Consider the following 20162-nt stretch of genomic DNA (forward strand, 5'->3'; position numbering starts at 1 on the left):
ACGGCGGAGGAAACCCTCCCCGAGGGTCCGTCGGCCGACCACGCTCCGCTCGCCCCGCAGTCGTGGGAGACCGTTCGGGACCCCAACCTTCCCGAGGAGATTCCGGACGACCCGGCCCGCTTTCCCGAGGCGAGGGCGGACGTCCTGTCGGACACCGTCGAGCACCCGGCGGAGATCGAACACCCCGGGGCCCTCCTCTCCGTGGTGCGGCCGAAGCCGAGGAGGCCGGGGCCGTGGACTCCCGAACGCAACAGGCCGTGCCGGTGCGGATCGGAGCGCCAGTACAGGAAGTGCTGAGGCTCCCCGGACCTGCGCCCGAACCCGAACGGCGGTGGGCGGGGCTCCTGCCGAGGCGTCAGGCCCCCAAACCCACTCGGTCGAGCTCGGCCAGGAACCGTCGCTTGCGCCGGTGCCCGGCCCGCAACCCCGCCACGAACGCCCTCGCCTCGTCCGCCCGTCCCAGCCTTCCGTACAGCTCGTGCACCCGCCTGGCCAGCCTCGCGGCCTCCGGGTACAGGCGCGTGTCGGTCAGCCCGACCTTCGCTTCGACCCGCGGCAGGTACACCCCGATCGCGTCCTCGGGGTGACCCTCCTCCCGGAGAGCGGCCACCCGAAGCCACTGGCCGTCGTCACAGCCGTGCTCCACGGCCGCCTCCCAGACCGCCTCGGCGTCGCCCTCGTCCAACAGCACCTCCACCAGCGTGCACGGGAAGTGCGCGGCGCGTCGTCTGGCCGCGGCCCGGCGCAACAGTGCCAGTGCCTGTTCACGCACGGCGGGCCACTCGTCCCGTGGGGAGTCCTCGCGAAGGGCCCGGTAGGTGTGCGGTGTCGGGGAGCGCTCGAAGACCTCCCAGCGCAGGGCCTGGAGATCCTCCCCGCGCCCCGCGTCCCGGTAGGCGCGCACCACGTGGTCCAGGAGTTGCCCGTCGGGATGCGTCCCGCTCTCCCGCAGTCCCCGCTCCGCCCACTCCAACGCCTCGCCGGACCGGCCGTCCTCCTCCAGCGCCGCCACGATCCCCGGGTAGTGCACGTGCTCCCCGGAGGCGTACACCCGGACCAACAGATCGGTGTCCCCGGCCACCCGCGCGTACTCCGACCTCAGGAACTCGACCGACCACCCCCGGGCCGCGTCGCCGAGCTCGCCCTCGAACAGGTCCTGCCGGTAGCGCTCCAGCCCCTCCTCGCCGAGTACGTTCGCGTAGGTCTCCAACAGCAGCTCGGGGCAACCCGACCCGTCCAGCTGCAGGTCCAGCAGCCACCCCGCCAACACCAGCGGGTCCGGCCCGGCCACCGTGCACGCCGCCACGTGCGCCTCCACCAGACGGGCCCCCGCCCCGCCCAGGTACCCGGCCGAGTCGTCGACCATCCCCGCGTGCTCGTCCAGGACTCCGACGGCGTGCCGGGCCAGCCGTTCGGCCTCGCCCGCCGCCCCCGTATCCAGCAGCCTTTCCAGTTCTCCGGCCACCCCGTGCACCCGCTCCGCGTACCCGCGGGCCTCCTCGTACCCCACGAAATCCCCGAGTCGCAGGGCCCCGTCGACCATCGCCCGTCCGGCGCCGTCGGCCGCGCCCCCGCTCGCCAGGGTCGCGCGCAACTCCAACCGCTGCCGCAACTCGGGCAGTGCCTCGGCGGCCTCCAGCACCAGGTCCACCAGCGCGGTGCCGTCGAGCGAGCCCAGGTAGGCGCGCATGTTCGGGGCCTTCGGCGGGACGGTGCCCTGCTCGGCCATCTCCAGGTGCACCAGCCCCAGGGCGACGCAGTGCTTGCAGAAGTTACCGTCCTCGGCCCACGGACAGTCGCAGTCCCACTCCAACCCGCGCCGCCGCGGCGTCAGCTCCACCCGGTAGAGGTCCGTGCCGGAGACGATTCCGCGCACCGTGTTCCCGGCGACGGTCACCCCCCTCACCCGGGAGACGTAACCGACTCCGCGGTGGTAGGACTTCGCGCCGGCCAACTGGATGAGGTCTTCACGTGTGTAGGAGGGCATGGGTCCATTGAACCGCCGCCAGCGCAACCCCGTGATCGTTTCCCGGCCCTCCGGCCGGGCCCGGGAACCGGTCACCGTGAAGCAGGGCCGGTCCCCGGTACGCGGACACGGTTCCGGCGGACCGCGCACCGACGACCAGTGGTCCAAGGGGTCCTATGCCGGGTCGGAGGTGTCCCTGACCGGGGTTCCCTCGACGCGAGAGCCGGGAGCTCCCCGATCAGTGGTGGCGGGGCTGTGCGCGTGCTGCGGTGGCGCCGTGTCGTGGTCGGCGCCCTGGCCCGCCTCGGGCAGGCGCATGGCCAGTAGGGCGACGTCGTCACCGCTGGGACCCATCCGGGCGAGGAGCCCGTCGAGGAATTCCTCCAGGTCGAGGCCGACCAGGTCGGCGGCGTGGTGGCGCAGCTGGTCCAGTCCCGTGTCCAGATGCTGGTCGCGACTCTCGACCAGGCCATCGGTGTAGAAGAGCACGGTGGAGCGTGCGGGGAGTTCCTCGCGGATGTCGGGCCACTCCAGACCCAGGTGCAGGGCGGCGCTCGTACCGAGCAGGGGGCCGTGCTCCTCTCCCAGATAGTGGGCGCGGCCGTCGGCGGTGACGAGCAGGGGCGGGGGATGCCCGGCGTTGACCCAGTGCAGGTGCCAAGGGCCGCCGTCGGGTCCGTCCAGACGGGCGAAGACGGCGGTGGCCATGGGCGCGTCGCTGGTGTTGGTCATGACCTCGTCCAACCGCCGCATGATCGTGCTGGGGGGTTCCTGGCGGTCCCAGGCCAGGGCGCGCAGCATGTTGCGGACCTCGGCCATGTGCGCGGCGGCCTGGAGGTCGTGCCCGACCACGTCACCGATGACCATGCACGTGACACCGTCGGCCAGGAGGAAGGCGTCGTACCAGTCCCCGCCGACCTCGGAGGTCTGCTTCGCCGGTTCGTAACGGGCGGCGAACTGCAGGTGGTCGACCTGAGGCAGGGGGGTCAGGAGTTGGCGTTGCAGAGTTTCGGCCATGTCGCGCTGCTGCTCGAAGAGCCAGTTGTTCTTGATCACCAGCGCGGCGCGCCGTGCGATGTCGCTCAGCACCAGGACCTCGGCGTCGGTGTAGGCGGCCTGCCGTCCGGTCCGGGCCACGGTCAGCGCGCCGAAGATCCCCCTGCGGGTGTACATCGGCACCACCACCGCGCAGCCCTCGCCCAGGTGCTCGAACAGTTGTCGGTGCGCCAGGGCGAGCGGGTCGTCCGGTGCGCCGGCCTGGATTCCTGTGTCGATCAGTACGGGCCGGTTGCTGTACACGGCGCGCGCCAGTGCCGCACGGGAGGTCCGGGACAGCGGCGGCAGCGGACCCTTCAACGACTCCGCGGTGCCGTGGTCGCCCAGGGAGTGCACGGCAACACGTCGCATCTCCTTCTCCGTGTTCCCCTCCGCGAGCAGGTCGATCACCGCCCAGTCGCCCAGGTCCGGCACCAGCAGCCGCACCAGCTTGTCCAACACCTCTCCGGTCTGCGGGGAGGAGATGAGGAGGACGGAGACCTCCGCCACCATGCTCAGCTGGGCGGTGAGCTCCTCCAGGGTCGCCAGGTGCGCCGCCGTCTGCTCGCTGGCGTCGCGGTGCTTCTTGAAGTTGTGGAAGACGATGACGACACTTTCCGGGCCCTCCCCGTGCTGGAGGGGCGTGGCCGCCCAGATGATGGGCACGAGCGAGCCGTCTCCGCCGAGGTAGAACTCCTCGCTTCCCTCGGCCGGCCGGCCGCTGTCGAACACGCCCAGGACGGGGCACTCCCGGCGCGACACCTCGTTCCCGTCCGCGTCGCGGTGCAGCAGGTCGTGCACGTCCGCGCCCAGCAGCTGCTCCCGGGAACGATCGACGATCTGTCGCGCGTAGGGGTTGGAGGCGGTGATGCGGCCGTTGGAATCGATGACGAGCATCCCCGCGCCCACGCTGTCGAACACCGCACGCAACATGCCGGCCTCCGTCGGCCAGCCGCTGTCGCCCATCCTCCACCTCCGGTTCTCGCACCGCTGGGGCCGCCGGGCCGCGGGATCCGAGTGCGGAGGCCGGGCTCCCACGGCGGGGACACCGCCTCACCGACGCCGGTTCCGGCCGAGACCGCCGCGGGGCTCGTCTCGGGTTGAAGCGGAATAGCCGCTCGCACCGGGTGCGTACACACGAAGTCTCCTGAATCGACCTCGGTCAACGCAGTACAGTGTGGTCCCCCGAACAGTCCAGAGGGGGTATTGCCCCGTCAGTGGCATGTCACGCGGCCCAGGGGGAGGCGTCGTGGGACGTTTACCTTCCGACCGGTGGATACCTTCGACCCTGGAAGCACGGGGAGAAGCCAACACCATGGTCATGGACGGGAATCCCGCCGACGCCACCTCAGGGATCGAAGGTCAGCCCCGACAGCGTGCTGATCTCCTCACGGAGACGGGCCGCTCCGGGGTCGGAGAACTCCGAGGCCAAAGACAACGCCTCCTGCCAGTACCCGAGAGCCCGTTCCGTGTCCCCCGAAGCCCGTACCGATTCCGCTAGGAGGTGCAGCCCTGACGCCAGACGCCAACGGTGGCCCTCCCGGCGGTAGCCCTCGACCGCCTGCCGGTGGAACTTCGCGGCCTCCTCCGGGCGGTCGAGGACCCGGTAGACCTCTCCCACACCCTCGAAGGACTCCGCTTCGCGCACACGGTCGGCGATGCCCCTGTGCAGGGAGGCAGCGCGGTGGAAGGACTCCAGGGCCTCCTCGAGGTCACCGAGCCGGGTCTGGGCCCTACCGAGCTCCAGGAGCGCGTAGGCCTCCCGGACGGGGTTGGCCAGCTCCCGGGCGATGTCGAGGGCTGCCTGCACACTGCGCAGGTTCTCCTGCGGCTCCTCCAGTAGTTGCCAGGCCCTGCCCCGGGTGGTCAGGCAGGCGAAGGCGCTCATCTGGTTGCCGGACCTGTGGTGCAGCTCCAGGGCCAGGTCGGTGAACTCGACACACTGTTCCGGCCTGCCCAGTTCGAGGACGGTGGCGGCGAGGTTGCCCAGGACGATCCCCTCCCAGACCTGCTCCCCGAGGCCGCGCACCTGCGCCAGAGCGCGCTCGAAGTGTTCCGCCGCCTCTTCGAGCCGGCGGGCGCGCAGGTGCGTCAGGCCGATGGAGTTCAGCGACATCGCCTGTGCGAGCACGTCGCCGACCTCACGCCTCAGTTCCCACGCCCGTGTGTGGTGCAGGAGCGCCTCCTCGGGGCGCTGCGCCTGGACACAGGCCATGCCCAGGCTCTCCAGCAGGTCGGCCTCGGCCGTCTGTTCCCTCTCGTGCCGTGCGGACTCCAGGCCGATGCGCGCCGTGCTGGTCCATTCCCGGGCCGGAGCACGGAAGGTGTGCACGTGCCGCAGCACCACCGGCAGCTGCCAGGCCAGAGTGTGCAGTTCCGCCTCGGCAGCGGCCTGCGTGACGGAGAGGAGGTTGGACCGCTCCTGTTCGTACCACCGGACCGCCTCCCCGTTGGCGTTGAACGAGGGGACGCGATCGTCCGAGAAGTGGGGCAGTTCCAGGAGCGGTAGGTGGGTGCCCATCACCGAGACCGCGGTGTGGGCCGTGCGCAGGTACCAGGTCGCCAGGTTTTCCAGTGCCCGTCTGCGCTCCTGTGGGCTCTCCTCCGTCCTCACCTGGTCCAGGGCGTAGGAGCGGAGCAGATCGTGGAACTTGTAGCGGTCGGGGCCCGTCTGCTCCAGGAGGTGGGCGCCGACGAGGGAGTCCAGGGGTTGGCGCACACGGCGCAGGGAGCTGTCGTTGAGTACGGCCGCGACCCGTACGTCGAAGTCCGGGCCTGGGTGCAGGGCGAGGAGACGGAACAGCCGTGCCGAGTCCCGGGGCAGGGCTCGGTAGGACCACGCGAAGACCGAGCGCACCGCGTCCGCCTCCTCCTCGTCATCGGAGGCCAGGGCTTCCCAGAGCCCGGACTCGTCCCGCAGGTCGCTGATGAGTTCGGCCAGTGGCATGTGGGGCCGGCTCGCGGCGCGTTCGGCGGCGATCCGCAGCGCCAGGGGGAGGTACCCGCACAGGTGGGCGAGTTCGGCCACATCGGCCTCCGTGTCGCCTCCGCGGTAGTGGCCGGTCACCAGTTCCAGCAGCGCGACCGCCTCCCCGATCTGCAGGGTGCCCACCGTGAGTCGTTGTGCTCCGTCGCGGGCGACCAGGCCGGACAGGCGGCTGCGGCTGGTTACCAGGACCGTGCATTGCGAGGACCCCGGAAGAAGGGGGCGGACCTGGGAAGCCGTGGCGGCGTTGTCCAGCATGATCAGCGCACGGCGGTCCGCCAGGAGCGAGCGGTACAGGGTGGTGCGGCTGTCGGTGTCGGTTGGTATGGCGTCCGCCGGAACGCCGAGTGCGTGCAGGAAACGCTCCAGGACCTGGTCGGGGCCGGTGGGCAGTCCCGGGCCGTAGCCCCTGAGGTCCACATAGAGCTGGCCGTCGGGGAAGTGCTCGCGCGCACGGTGTGCCCAGTGCAGGGCCAGGGCGGTCTTGCCCACGCCGGCGGTGCCGGCGATGACGTGGATGCGTACACTCCCGCGTTCGTCCAGCCCCGCCTCGTGGGACAGGTGGAGGCTGAGTATCTCCAGTTCACCGGTGCGGTTGACGAAACCGGGAACGTCGCTGGGAAGCTGCCGGGGCACCGGACCGGACGAGGTGTCCTGACCGTGGAAGTGAACGCCGCCGTGGACGTCGCGTGCCTGCACGGCGCGACCGGAGACGTCCGATATCCGTGAGCGGACGCTCTCCTCCGGTCGCGGCCGGTGTTCGTCGGGTTCCCTACCGGGCACAGGTCGCACCCGCGTGGTCCACCGCCCGGTCGAAGTAGGCGTTCAGGTCCTCGGCACCCTTGTACAGTGCGGCGATGTCGCTCTGGCATCCGGCGTTGATCTCGGGATCGGTGTAGCGTACGGCTCCTGCCAGCACGCCCTGCTCGTCGTAGAGGATCCGGTAGGTCACCGAGTCGCCGAGGGTGACGATCTCGGGCACCTGGTGCTCGTTCTCCAACGGGGAGACCCGTTCGGGGCCGATGACGCGGATGCGTTCGCCGCACTGGGCGCGTAGCCGCAGCGAGTGCAGCTCCCAGTGCAGGTAGCGGGTGAGCGGTTCCTCCACGACCCGAACCCTCCGTACGGACGAACCCGCTGCCGCGATCCGGGAGAACTGCCCTCGGAGGCTGCTGCGGTTCCTTTCGAGTAGTCGGAGGGACTCCTCCTCGCGGCCCTGGGAGAAGGCGACCCAGCTCTCGCTCTCGGGCTGGTCGAAGTCCTGCTGCCGTTCGACCTTCCAGACGGGCCCGTTGCGCACCGCCCAGAACCGCTCGGCGAACTCCTCCAGGTAGGGGCGTAGCGCCAGCCGTTCCCCGGGCATGCTGTGCATCTGCTCAAGCATCGGGAATGTCCGCCTTCGCCGCGAGTACCGTGGAACGCGGCAGGATGACCAGCCGCTCGTCGTGGGCGATGGCCGCGCCCCGGGGCAGCCGGTCCGTGTACACCTCGGTGAGGTCGCGTCCGATCACCGCTATGTCTCCGTTGTCGAGTTCCCAGATATCGGGGCATCCGCCGACGTGATCGGTGGTGCCCAAATCCTCTGGGGACTTTCCTAACCTGCGTCGCAGTTCCGCTGCGGGATCTGCCTCCCACGGGCGTGTCATCACTGGCCTCCGCGCGTGCTCGAATCGGGGGGTGAGAGCACGCTCTCAGAAAAAATAACACGGCGGTGCTCTCCGTATCCGGTGAGTCTTGTGTTCTGATGGGTCAGAAGTCTGTTCCTTCGGTGCGGCAGGGCTTCCACTGGCCTGGTGGTTCGTGGTGAAACTGCTGTGCAAGACCACTCCAGGCGTCTCTTGGTGCAGTATTCGATCGCCTGTTCCCAAGGTGGTCCGCAAGTGGTGTTTGTTGCGTAAAATTAATCAGGCAAATGGCCTTCTTTGTGGAAAGAAGTGCCATTTTTCAAGGGGCTTTGGTCCCGCGTGTCCTGTTTTCTGGGGCATGTTCCGAGACAGGAATCCCTTGTTTCACCTCAGGGTGCCCACCAGTCGTCGGGCGACTGAATCCTGACGGTCGCCTTCCGCGTGCACGTGCGTGACCGGTGCCGCCGGACGTGTTCCCCACGCTGAACCGCGCCCGGTGCCGCCGTGGGGGGTGGCAGCCCGGGCGCGGCTTGGTCCCTGCTCTGGTGCTACAGCGAGGTCAGCTGCTCCATCCGGTCGGTGATGCCCAACCGGTGGCACATACCCTCGAAGTGCGCGGTGTCGGCAGTGCGGACGAGGTGGAAAACCCCGGTGAGCGCCCTGCGGACGGCGGGGTCCAGAAGCGGTTTTCCGGCGGAGTCCGTGGCCCGGTGGGAACTGCTGTGCACGAAGCGGAGCACTTCCCGGGCGAGGCCGCTCCGGCCGCCGAGCACGTGATTGATGGCGCTGGTCAGGTCGGTAGCCTGCTTGGGCACTCTGAACTGCAGGAAGTGCTCCAACAGCTTGCGTGCGTCGTTGGGTGCGGAGGTGACCAGGCGCAGGTCCGCTCCTACGGAGCTCTCGTCGACCGAGTCCAGGAGACCGAAGGCGAGGTTGTGGAAGAGGAGGAGGTACTCCGTTTCCAGGATCGCCGCCTCACGGCTCTTCCGGGGGTCCACCGGGTCCAGGGCAGGGGAGCGCTCGGCCCCGAAACCCACGGTCTTCATCAGGTGCAGTGTCGCGGAGGCGTTCCTGCGCTGGAGGTCCTTGGTCCAGTGCCTCAGGAACGAGGTGTTGTGCGTGAGTACGAAGAGCTGGCGGCACATGCCAGCCCCGGGGTCCAGCCTGCTGATCAGCGTCGCGTAGACGCCGAACATGAGCTGTTCGTCCAGACTGGAGACGGGGTCGTCCACCACCACGATGGAACGGCCCAGGTCGCGCCCATCCTCCTCCAGGCTCTGGAGGAAGTAGACGAGTGCGATCGCGGTCTTCTCACCCTCGCTGAGGTGGTGTGCGGGCCGGCTGTGGCGCAGGACCTGGTAGCGCCCCTCCCGGTGTTCGAAAGTGAGGTCCGAGCGTCGGAGCAGGCTGCGGATGTCCTCGTTCAGTGTGCCGACGAAGTACTCGGGGTCCTGACCCTCCGCCGGCACTTCACTCAGCACCGCCTGGTGCTCTCGCAGACGATCCGCGCACTGTCCGATCTCCCGCGCCAACGTCTCCTCTTCTTCCAGGTAGTGCTGGAAGGGGGCCACGATCTCGCGCAGCATCCGCTGCAACTCGCGGTCGGCTGCCTCTTTCCGGTGCAGCGCCAGCGCCTGTGTGCGCTGGTTGTGCTCCTCGATGACCTGGTTCACAGCCACGGTGTCGACCGCTGCGGGAAACGCGTCGGAGGGCAGTTCCAACGGGGCGAACATCGCTCCCCGTTTCCGTTCCAGCGTCTGTTCGAGCCGGTCCAAGCCCTGTAGGAAGGTGGTGACGGCGGATTCGGCCTCCTTGGCCACGGTGTCGTAGTCCTCGCGCAGGTCCTCGAAGAACAGCCCTCGGTCCGGCAACGTGCTGGAGAACCGCTCGGCCTGCCCGCGAACCAGCCTCACCTGCTGTTCGGCGGAGCCGATCACCGCCATCAGCCGGGTGTACCCCTCGTCGAAGTGCCGGTCCAGACGCTGCCTGCGCTCGGCGCTGATCCTGCCTTCGCAGAACAGACAGGTCCCGCGTTCGCTGTGCAGTGACACGCCCTCCCGGACCCAGGACTCGTGGTCGGACCGCCCCCGCAGTTCATCGAGCACCTGCGAGGCCACCGTGTGCTGTAGGAGGGAGACGACCTCGTCCCGGAGCTCGTTCGCGGACAGCCCGCCGCTGTTGACCCGGGAGACCTCCCCGGGGGAGGAACCGCTGAGCAGACTCTGGTCCTGCTCCCTCGTACTCCCGAGTTCCCAGGAGGCGGTGCGCGGCTGTCGCAGGGCCTCTTTGACATGGCTCTTGTTGAAACCGCGGTGGAACCGGTCGCTCATCGGCCCCAGCGTGTTGCTGGCCCTGCGCCCGAGGTCGGTGCAGAGCTGCTCCCGTTGGCGCTCGACCGAGCGTCGGCTCTTCTCCAGGCGCTTCAGCCGCGGTACCAGTTCCTCGCACCCCGCCTGGGCCTCGTCTCTGCGCCTCTTCTGCTCGATGGTGGGTTCACCCAGGTACATCAGCGCGGGTGCGTCCGCGCCTGGGACCTGGTCGTCATGGGCGTCGAAGCGCAGGTTGCGTCGCACGTACCCGGCGTTGAAGAGCCGAACGTCGTTCCAGATCAAGTGCCCGGGACCGTCGACCTTCTCTGTTTGCGCGGGGTCCTCACCGGGTTGGATCCTGGCTTTCATGCCGTGCGACCACCCCTGGTCCTCCGGGACACCGCTCAGTAGCTCCGCGAAGGTGCTCTTCCCCGTTCCGTTCGGGGCGTAGATCAGGTTGAGTTTCGCGAAGTCGATGGCGTTGTCACGCTGCCGCCAACCCTGGTAACAGCGGAAGTCCTTGACATGGGTGATGCGCTTGATCAAAGAGATGTCCTAGCAAGACGCGTTTGCCGGGGGAGAAACCAGAGTGTCAGAGATCCTGCTGGGACAGGTGTGGTTCTCCGATTGTTGGCGGTGCTTCCGCGCGAGGCCCGTTCGGCAGGGCGAGGGGCCTCCGTCGGCTTCGGAACGGTGAGTCGGTACCGACGCTGTGGTCGGCTCCGGTGCCCGGGGAGCGCACGTCACACCGACAGGTCCGCCCCCGGGCGGGGCATCGCTGGTGGAGTGTGCGGACCTCTCGTTGACCCCGCTGGGGAGTCTGGTCACGCGCATGGGTGCGGTCGTGGACGCGGGCTGCCCCTGCCCTCTCTGTCAGTTTTGAATTAAACATCGCTATATGTCTGGTTGGACAGGTGAGAGGGTCCTGGGCGGGACGGCGCTCTGGTGGCTATTCTCGACGATTCGTGTCTGATACAGGCTGGCCCCGGTGGTCCGGTTGTGGAATTCTGGATCGGCGACGAAAGCTTGCTGCGGACCCGGCCGAGCGCCTGAGCGGTTCGGATCCTCGTGCTTGGTGTTCGACTTGGAGAGGCCGGGAACCGGTGGTCAAATCGAGGAAGAAGACGTGGCGTAGCGGCAGCGGATGGTGGACCGACGACCCCCGGCCCAGTGTCGGGGGAGACCGATCGGCGGAGATCGATCCGGATCGCTCTCGGGACCTGTCGTCATCCCCACCGGGTCCGCGGGCGAGTGGATCGTCTCGTAGGTTCCCCGTTCGAGTGACGAGGGTGTCTCCCGGACGAAAACTCGGTGCGGATGTGGACAGACTCCACAAGCTGCTCAGCCGTGCGCGGTCATTGGTGATCGAACAGCCTGTCAAAGCCCGGGACGTGTGCAATGAGGCGTTGAGGATGCCCAAGGGGTCGCTGAAGGCCAAGACTTCCACAGGTATGAGTTTCAGGGCCGCCTTCGAAGAGGTGAAGAGCGCTTCCCAGCTCCCAGTTGCTCGGAGACGTAAGAAGCGGTGGGGTGGAACGCGGCCCCGGGGATGATCCGCTCGCCTTGCCTTCTCGGAACTGGCACGGCAGGGAAACCTAAACCTGTCTTTAGGGCTTCATGCCGCCAGGCGGCCAGCGGTGTCCGGCCGGTGGGAACGGGAAGGCCCGGGCAAAACCGAGAAGACGGAGCCCTGTACGGACAGCCGTAACAGTAGCCCGGTATTCCCCATCTCTCAGCGTTTGGCTCCCTTGGGAGGGCGCCCGCGACGGGGCCGGGCGACACACGCGCCGCTGAACGCGCCTTCGCGGCCGGAGGGCTGATCCTGGCCTGGCGCGGGCGGAGCGGCATGGACGATGCCCGCGCCGTGGTGCACCGTCTGCTGGCCCGCCTGTACACCGCGGACGACCTTGACGCGTCCAGGGCCGGTACCAGTGAGGCACCCGTGCCGTCAGGAGTCGCACGGGCGGCCCCGGCCCCGCCGGAGACCGAACGCCCCGGTTCGCAGTGACATTCCGGCCCGGGGCGGGTGGTCGGGCCTGCCACCCGCCCCGGGGGCGGGTGCCCCTCGTATTTGGTCCGGCCTGCGCCGGTCGCCTCTCAGAGCAGGGCGTCCAGGGCGCTGGTCGCCGCGTCACGGCGCAACCGGTCGTGGAAGTGCTGGTTGCGGTAGTTGCGCAGACAGCCGTAGCAGGAGGTCTCCGCCCCGCAGTCACAGGAACCGACGCGTGCGCGTGCCGCTTCGAGGACCCGGGGGAACGCCGACGCGATCCGGGTCGCGCCTCCGGCACCGCCGGGGACCGTGTCGAACAGCACCAGCGCCATCGTGCCCGCCGCCCTACGGAAGGTGGCTCCGTCGATGTCGTCCCGGCTGATGTCCAGCGCCGAGGAGGCGCCTTCGAGCAGCGAGTACAGCAGGGAGTAGCGGACCTGGTCGGAGGCCCGCCCCACGTCCAGCCGGCCGCCGAAGGAGATCTCCACGATGTCGGTCTCGTACCGGTGCGCCAGCGACAGGTGGGACAGCGGTCCGGCGCACGGTGTGCCCTTCATCGGGTTGGTGTGCTCGTCGGGCACCTTCCCGGTCGCCGTTCCCCTGCCCCAGCCGCACCAGCCGCAGATCCGGTACCCCTGCCCGGACGGGCCGTCCGAGATGGCCACGAGTTCGCCCCGGCTGCCCGCCCGGCACAGGACCTCACCGCCGCCGGGCAACGGCCAGGAGTGGTCCTCGGGGTCGGCGGCGAGCCTGAGCACGCTGGTGAAGCCGTGCCAGGAGCGCTGCGGCGGCGTGGTCCCCGCCGGTTGCACGGAGGTGTCGGCGACGAACCCGAACTCCGGGATGACGTACTTGGTGCGCCCGCCCCGGGCGAGAGCGCCGCAGGAGCCGCACACGCCGTCCAGAGGGTCCTTGGACTCGGCGTAGAAGCCGCATTCGGTGCACACCCGGTAGTGGTGGGGGTGCAGTTCCCTGCCGGGGAGCCGGTAGATGCCCGCCGAGGTCCACTTCTTGCCGCCCGCGATGATGGATCCGCCCGGCGCGTACTCGTAGATGGCCGAGCTGCGGTCCCGGGCCAGTTCCAGGTGCCTGCCCACCGGTTCGCCGGAGTGGTGGGTGCGCAGTTCCACGGTGTCCACAGGGAAGCCGTACTTGGGCAGCACGTTGCGGGTGGCGAGGAAACCGATGAGCGAACGCTCCACCACCGTCCTGATGGTCTTGCCGAAGCGTTCGGCCAGCCCGTCCTTGCGGGCCTCGAAGGCCTCCACCCGGCGGCGCTCGAAGTCCGCCACGTCCTGGTCCACCTCCAGGCGCAACGACTCCAGGAGTTCGGCGAGTCCTTCGGCCCAGGCCCCGCCGACCACGTCGATCGCTTCGGTGATCTCCGGCGGGAGGATGCGCAGCAGCGCCTCGGTGACGTGTTCCGGCACGGGGGACAGGAACTCCGCCACCCGCTGGACCGGGGCGGGCCCTTCCTCGGAGGGAAGGAAGAACTGCCCGACCTTCGTCCAGGACTCGCCGGTCTCCTGGAACCAGTACCGGAAGAAGGCGGCCAGCGCCACCGAGTGGGCGTGCCTGCGGTCGATGCGTACGTTGGCGAGCGGTACGTAGGGGGCGCGCACCTGCCCGGCGATCATCTTCTCGGGTTCCTGGTACCGGAACAGGTCGTGGGAGCGGCGCTGCGCGTAGGTCACCACCAGGGCCGCTGAGTCGGACCGGCGTCCGGCCCGGCCCGCCCGCTGTACGTAGTTGGCGGTGGTGGGCGGCATGTTGCGCATGAACACCGACTGGAGTTCGCCCACGTCCACGCCGAGTTCGAAGGTGGTCGAGCAGGACAGGGCGTTCACCCGGCCCCGGACGAAATCCTGTTGGATACGGGCGGCCTCCCGCGCCGACCACTGCGCGGTGTGCTCCTGGGCGGAGAGCGGGACCGGGTTCAGCGTCCGGTACAGGTGCCGGTAGTGGTCGGTGTCCTTGTCGGGGTCCGGGATCTCGTAGGGGCGCAGGGTCCCCGGGCAGTTCATGGTCGGGCACACGCCGCGCACCGACACCGGGTGCAGGCGGCGGCAGCTGTCGCACTGGTGGGGAGCGGTCTCCGGGGTGACCAGGGACAGCTCCAGGCTCTCGTGGTCCACCTGGAAGACCGTTCCGAGCACCCGCACCTCCGACGGCACGAGCCATCCGTCGCGCGTTCCGCGCAGCAGCTCCCACACCTTCTCCAGCACCAGGGCCGGGAGTTTGGGGTCCTCGGGCAACCCCAACCGTTCGAAGAGTCTCCGGAGGTAGTTCAGCCGACTGTTCTGCCCCGAGGTCGGCAGCCAGCTGATCACCTTGCGCGCGCGGTCGGACCCGGTCAGGCGCACGTAGACGGGGCCCAGGCGCGGCGCGAACACCTCGTCGTCGGCGGCCACGTTCTCGGGCATGGTCAGCGCGCCCTGTTGGCGCAGGGTGCGTACCAGTTCCCCGAACAGGTCCCAGACCTCGTCCTCGGCCAGGCCGAGCCGGTCGGTGAAGGCGCTGGGCAGTCGGGTGCCCTCGGGCCGCGACAGACCGACCCGCAGCAGTCCCCGCCCCTCCAGCGACTGCCGGTCGTCGGTGCTGACCAGTTCGCTCATCACCCAGGGTGCGACCGTGGTCGCGCGCTGGCGTTTGGAGACTTTCCGACCGAACTGGCCGGCGTTCCTGGCCGTCCGCGCGGTGGCGTCGACCAGGTCGTCCACACGCAGTTCGTCGTCGGGGTCGTGGATGTCCCGCACACCGTCCAGGATGAGGCGGCGGCGCTGGAACAGCTGGTAGCTGGTCTCCAGGTAGGGGGCGAAGAACGCCGCCGACTGGCGGCTGTCGTTGAACATCAGGAGCTTGCGTCCCCCTCCCGGCTGGTCGGCCACCTCGTCGTCGGCGTCCTCGGGGAGCGCCTGGTACAGGGCGGTCGCCACGACCGCGGCGGAGGCCTCGTTGCCGCTCTCGAAACGGCGCAGGGTGTGGCGGCCGAGCGCGCCGCAGCTCAGGCAGCGCGCGGCCTTGTCGCCGCGGCCCCTGATCAGGCGGACCTCGCGCAGGGAGCGCTGTTCACAGGAGACCGCGCACGCGCCGGTCGGCGAGTCCGACAGCGTGCCGCAGCCCGCGCACAGGTAGCGGGTCTGCGGGTTGACCCTGGGGGCGGTCTCCAGGGTGTCGTCATCGTCGTCGAGTGTGATCGGCGTGCTGCCCAGGTGCAGCCAGTCGGGGGCCTTCTGGTGGGGGCTCTGCGGCAGCAGCCTGGTGCCGGCCCCGTCGGCCTCGATGCTGCCGACCAGGTACAGGTCGCCGCAGCGTTTGCAGGCCCCGATCTCGAAGGCGGACGCGGTGCAGGTCGCACAGTTCTCGTGCCGGGCCAGCGACACGTGCGGGCCCTCGTCGGTCAGGCAGGTGAAGGCGCCGTCGGTGGCCCGGGTGAACAGGTGGTAGCGGGCGGACAGCAGCGGGTTGCCGCCGGAGTCGCGGATCGTGCTGGCCAGGGACACCAGGTCGGCCAGGGCCCGCAACCGGTCCCCGGCGGTCAGGTCCCCGGCCGGCCCGGTGGTGTCGGGGACGGCCGAGAACAGGTCCTCGGCCAGGGTCTCCAGGGGACGCGGGCCGCCCCGGGCCAGCAGGACACGCAGGTGCTGGAGGCGCTTCTCCCCGGCCAGGAGGGCGAACGGATCGGGGGACTCCGCGCCGTGCCGGGACGCGGCGGACCGCAGCGCCCGGCCCGGGTCGTCGTCGTTGCGGATGGTGCGGTAGTCGAGGGCGGACAGCGGCCCCCAGGTGAGGTCGGGCACGGTGTCCCGGTGCGTGGCGCGGATCAGGTCCTGCTGTTCGGGGTCGCCCTCGTCCCAGGTGAAGGGCGCGTCGAAGAGCCGCTCGGCGAAGCTGGTGACCGCGCCCGGGTCGTCACCGACGGTCGCGCTGGTGGCGATGCACTGCAGGTTCTGTCCGGGGGCGACGCGGTCGCGCAGGCGGCGCAGCAGCATCGCCAGTTCGGCGGCCTTGGCTCCGTCGTACACGTGTGCCTCGTCCAGGGCGATGAACCGCCAGTGCCCGGCGTGCTCGCCCTCGAACAGGTCCAGGTCGGCGGGGCGCAGCAGCAGGTACTCCAGCATCGCGTAGTTGGTGAGCAGCAGGTGCGGGGGCTCCCTGCGCATGCGCTCGCGGCTGAGGTATTCGTTGGGCGGCGGTTCCAGCCCGGGGTGCAGGGCCCGGAAGGAGTCCAGCGCCTGCCGTTCGGTCTCCTTGGTCTCCCCGGTGTAGCGGCCGAAGGTGATGTGCGGGCTGTGCGCCAGCAGGCTCTCCCGTAGCCGTTTGAGCTGGTCGTTGGCGAGCGCGTTCATCGGGTAGAGCAGGATGGCCCGCACCCCCGGCCCCAGTTCGCCGCGTTCGTGCTCCTCCTGGAGTTCGTTGAGGACGGGCAGCAGGAAGCTCTCGGTCTTGCCTGACCCGGTTCCGGTGGCCACCACCAGGTTGCGCCCCCGGCGGGCTTTGCGGATCGCCTCCTCCTGGTGGGTGTACAGCGGGCGGTCCAGGTGGACGGCCGGTCCGGCGGGCGAGTTGAATCCGGCGGAGAGCACCCCCTCGGCGATGAGTTCGCGCGGTGTGCGGCCGGTCTCGTAGGCGGGGGTGGCCTCCAGCAGGGGGCCCTTGCTGAGCAGTTCGCTCCCGTCGATCTGCGCCGAGAGCGCCCCGGCCACTGCCGGGTCGCGCACCGGTAGCAGTGAGCGCAGGTAGCGGCGGTAGCCGTCGCTGATCATCGCGCTCACGTCGATGGGGTCGATCTGGGAGGTCATCGGCTGTGCTCCTTGGCGAAGTGGGCGCGTTCGGCCCCGGCGAGGGCGAGTTCGGCCAGGACGATGTCGATACGGACGAGGTCGGGGGCGCAGCGGGCCAGGTCTCCCCAGACCCGCTGTTGGCCGTGCGCGAGTGAGGCGCACGGAGCCACGCCGCGGGCGGCCAGCCGCGCCGCCACGGCCAGGGCGAGTGAGGCGGCGGGCAGGTTGCGCCACCGGGACGCCCCCGGGGCGTGGCGGGACTCCAACAGGGCCAGCGCTGGGCGCCGATAGGTCTCGGGGATCTGTTTGACCAGGTGGAGGGCGGCCGTGGTGATGTCGGAGGCCCTGCTGCGCAGCTGGTAGAGCTCGGACCGGTTGCGTTCGGTGAACAGGCCCAGGGCCGCCTGCGTGCGCGAGTCCTCGTCCAACAGGGCGCGCGGTACCACGCGCGCGGCCTGCCAGATCGCGGTGACCTGTTCGTCGGGCATCCGGGCCAGGAGTTCGGTGGTGGCGTCGAAGCGGCCGGAACCGGCGGCGGGGTCCGCCTCGCCCCGGAGCAGGGCGGCCGCCACGGGCCCGCAGTGTTCTTCCAGCTGCTCCAGGAGCTCCGCGTGATCGGGCTCGTCGGGCTCCGCGCCGATCAGGGGCAGCAGGTCGCTGGTGGCCAGCGCCGCCGCGGCGGGGAGCCGGTGCCACAGCTCGGCCGCGCGCTTGGCGGGGACGCGCTGGCCGACGGGGGCGGCCGCGAGTCCTCCGGTGATCAGCGCCCACACGCTCTCCCGCGCCGACAGTTCGGCCCTGCCGTGGGCCAGCAGCGCCGGCAGCGGCGCGCGGCCCAGGGCGGTGGCGCAGGCCTCGATCCGCGCCGCGGGCACACCCGATCGGAGCAGGGGTTCGGAGGTCCCCAGTACCCGCCACAGGCGTACCGCGTTGTCGTGGGAGACCGGGAGCGCGTCCAGCCCCTCGCCTTCGGTGAAGGCGGCGCACAGCAGTTCCTCGTCGGCGTCGGAGCCCCGTGGCCGCCCCGGGGCCGCGCAGACCAGGACGTTGGGGTCCCGGGGCTGGGGCCAGCGCGGGTGTTCGCTGATCGACCACGGGTCCTCGATGCTCAGCAGGACGCGCAGTCCCCCCGCTTCGCGGAGTTCCTCCGGGAGGATCGCGCGGCCCTCGGCGCTGACCGGCAGCACCACGGGCGGTCGCCAGGGCGCACCGTCCGCGTACACGGCGGCGGTGACGTCCCCGATCCCGGCGAAGCCGTCGAACTCGATGGCACCGTCGCGCAGTCCGGCTCCGGCGGCCAGCCGCCGGGGCCGCACGAGGGCCACGGGGACCGCTGCCGTGCCGTACCCGACGACCAGTTTGAGGTGGCGCCGGGCCAGGGCCGTCTCCACGATCTGGCCGAGGGAGTAGCGGTGGGTGCCGGGGCCGAGGGTGGCACCGGCCCGCACCCGCTGGACGATCTCCTCCCCCTGCATCACGCACAGTTCACCGGGGCGCGCCCCGCCCTCGGGCACCCGGAGGAGCAGGTCCCCCGTACCGGGCACGGACTCGGAGTCGATCCGCAGCGGTTCGGCCCGCCACTGCGGCCCCCGCTCGCCGGTGGCCAGGACCCGCAGGTGCGGGGGTTCGACCACGACCGGCAGCACCGAGGTCCCCGACCGCATTACCGCCTGGCGGGCGGTCTCCGCCGGTCCGAAGGAGATCCGGGACGGTTCCGCCTCGGTACCGTCCATCGGGTCGAGCACGCTCTCGGCTCCGACCAGGCCCCGCCCCTCCAGTACCCGTACCCCGGGCGTGTGCCGTGCCGCCAACCCCTCGGCGAGGGTGACCTGGCGGGTCAGGCCACGGCCCAGCGGCCCCCGCACGTGCACGGTGAAGGCCCCCACGACGGGTGAGTCGTACTCCTCGAAGAGCCGCACCCGGGTGCCGGAGTCGGCCCGGACCCGGGACAGCACGCGGCCCTCCTCCACGGAGCGGACCTCCACCCGCCACTGCACCGGGGCGCCCTCCGCCTCGGGCAGCACCACGTGCGGCCGCCGCGCGTGGACCGGGGCCCCGTGCGCCGTGGTCACTCCGGTGACCGGGTCGACGAGCTCCAGCCGGGGCCGTTCGCGGCCCTGGACGCGGCGGGCGTCCTCCTGCCTGTCGCCGAGGCGTATCCAGTCGTCGCGGCGCAGGCGCAGGCGGAGCAGCGTCCACCCCTCCCATCCGTAGGGCACGTCGTGCTCCCCGAGGTCCTCGGCGGACTCGGCCCGGGCGAGCGGTTGCGCACTCGGGTGCAGCACCCACACGGGTCCGGGCGGCAGGGCCTGTCCCGCGCCCACCAGGGCGCCTGAGTCGTCGAAGACCAGGAGCGGGTCGTCGGGGTCGATGAGGTCCAGCTGTTCGCGTGCCCGTGTTCCCCGCGCGGCCACGCTCACGGCGCGGGTGGGTCGGGGCAGGGCGAACACGGTCCGCTCGGCGGCGCCCGCGCCCCAGCGGTGGCGGGCCCGCACGGTGTGGGTGCCGTCGTCGGTGGTGACCTCCCACAGGACGTCGAGGTCGTCGCCGTCCCCGACCGTGGGCAGGACGACGTGCACGCCGTGCACGAAGGGGTCCAGGCGGATCCGGGGCCGCATGGCGCGGGGACGGGGGGTGTCGGCGGCCGTGCGCTGGGGCAGGGCGCCGCGGGAGGCCGCGCGCTCCAGCGCCTCCAGGGCGGGCAGCTGGAACCGCTCGGGCAGTCCCGCCTCCCGGGCGCTGGTGTCGGGGTCCTCGCGGAGCGAGTCGAGCAGGTGCGTGCACCGTTCGATGGTCTCCAGGGCGTAGTCCCCGCCGGAGGAGAGGAATCGCTGGGCCGGGATGTCCAGGTCCTTCATCCGGTGCCGGCCCGCGATCGCCCACTGGTGGAGTTCGTGCGCGTCGGTGCCCGGGGCCACGGCCGCCCGGTGCAGCAGCAGGTCGAAGAGGTCGCCGAGGCAGTAGGTGGGGATGCCCGAGTGCATCAGGATCGGGCCCACGTACTTCTGGGTCATGCCCGGGAAGGTGTCCGCTCCCAGGATCTCCAGGGACCGGAGGAGGTCGTCGCCCCACTCCCCGCTGTCCTGGCGGGCCGCGGGGACCCGGGCGGTCTCCCACAGCGGGGGCCAGAAGGTGCCGCTGGAGTAGCGGCTGGTGGCGACGCCGACGGTGACGGCGGCGGTGACGGCGGGCCACCGGGACAGCCCCGACCTCTGGTAGACGTCCATCTGGGCGGAGAACACCGCCCCCAGGGCCTGGGCGGCCTGGTCGAGTTGGCGCTGGTTGAGGGAGGCCTCGGAGACGAGGGAGACCGATTCCAGCCGGGGCCGCCACTCGCTCTCCCGGATGTCGAGCAGTTGCCGGGGCGTGACCTTCCGGGGGTCCGACCGGGGCTCCTCCTGCTCGAAGGGCAGGGGAAGGGGCATGGACATGGCCGACTCCAGGGGGTGTCGTTGGCGCTGGGTAAC

9 protein-coding genes are annotated in these 20162 nt (G+C 70.6%); 1 reads left to right on the plus strand and 8 read right to left on the minus strand.

The genetic code is table 11. The features are described 5' to 3' along the window. Positions 1 to 355 precede the first annotated feature (355 nt). The 6 genes from ACUKCB_RS03940 to ACUKCB_RS03965 all read right to left on the minus strand — a co-directional run bounded on the left by ACUKCB_RS03940 (position 356) and on the right by ACUKCB_RS03965 (position 10467). Positions 356 to 1987, minus strand: coding sequence for an SWIM zinc finger family protein (locus ACUKCB_RS03940; protein ID WP_473039086.1), 1632 nt, complete (start codon positions 1985 to 1987; stop codon positions 356 to 358). 153 nt (positions 1988 to 2140) lie between these two features. Beyond that, the gene (locus ACUKCB_RS03945; RefSeq protein WP_473039087.1) at positions 2141 to 3934 is read right to left on the minus strand and encodes a SpoIIE family protein phosphatase; all 1794 of its coding nucleotides are present in this window, start codon (positions 3932 to 3934) and stop codon (positions 2141 to 2143) included. A gap of 415 nt (positions 3935 to 4349) precedes the next feature. After that, positions 4350 to 6770 carry an ATP-binding protein gene (locus ACUKCB_RS03950; protein WP_473039088.1) on the minus strand — a complete coding sequence of 807 codons (2421 nt, stop codon included), beginning with the start codon at positions 6768 to 6770 and terminating at the stop codon, positions 4350 to 4352. After that, positions 6760 to 7371, minus strand: coding sequence for a DUF6879 family protein (locus ACUKCB_RS03955; protein WP_473039089.1), 612 nt, complete (start codon positions 7369 to 7371; stop codon positions 6760 to 6762). The genes ACUKCB_RS03950 and ACUKCB_RS03955 overlap by 11 nt, the downstream gene beginning before the upstream one ends. Beyond that, on the minus strand, positions 7364 to 7633 hold the full coding sequence (locus ACUKCB_RS03960) for a hypothetical protein (RefSeq protein WP_473039090.1): 270 nt from the start codon (positions 7631 to 7633) through the stop codon (positions 7364 to 7366). The genes ACUKCB_RS03955 and ACUKCB_RS03960 overlap by 8 nt, the downstream gene beginning before the upstream one ends. 527 nt (positions 7634 to 8160) lie before the next feature. Next, positions 8161 to 10467: an AAA family ATPase gene (locus ACUKCB_RS03965; RefSeq protein WP_473039091.1), complete on the minus strand. Its 2307-nt coding sequence runs from the start codon at positions 10465 to 10467 to the stop codon at positions 8161 to 8163. Positions 10468 to 11767: 1300 nt separating this feature from the next. Here ACUKCB_RS03965 and ACUKCB_RS03970 point away from each other — a divergent pair. Then, positions 11768 to 11929 carry a hypothetical protein gene (locus ACUKCB_RS03970; RefSeq protein ID WP_473039092.1) on the plus strand — a complete coding sequence of 54 codons (162 nt, stop codon included), beginning with the start codon at positions 11768 to 11770 and terminating at the stop codon, positions 11927 to 11929. Positions 11930 to 12018: 89 nt separating this feature from the next. Here the strand turns inward: ACUKCB_RS03970 and ACUKCB_RS03975 are convergent, their stop codons facing one another. Both ACUKCB_RS03975 and ACUKCB_RS03980 read right to left on the minus strand, forming a co-directional pair. After that, on the minus strand, positions 12019 to 16713 hold the full coding sequence (locus tag ACUKCB_RS03975) for a DEAD/DEAH box helicase (RefSeq protein WP_473039093.1): 4695 nt from the start codon (positions 16711 to 16713) through the stop codon (positions 12019 to 12021). Further along, a complete protein-coding gene (locus ACUKCB_RS03980; RefSeq protein ID WP_473039094.1) occupies positions 16710 to 20126 on the minus strand; it encodes a hypothetical protein in 3417 nt (1138 codons plus the stop codon). The genes ACUKCB_RS03975 and ACUKCB_RS03980 overlap by 4 nt, the downstream gene beginning before the upstream one ends. Positions 20127 to 20162: the final 36 nt, after the last annotated feature.

This window comes from Nocardiopsis moroccensis, from assembly GCF_055763695.1.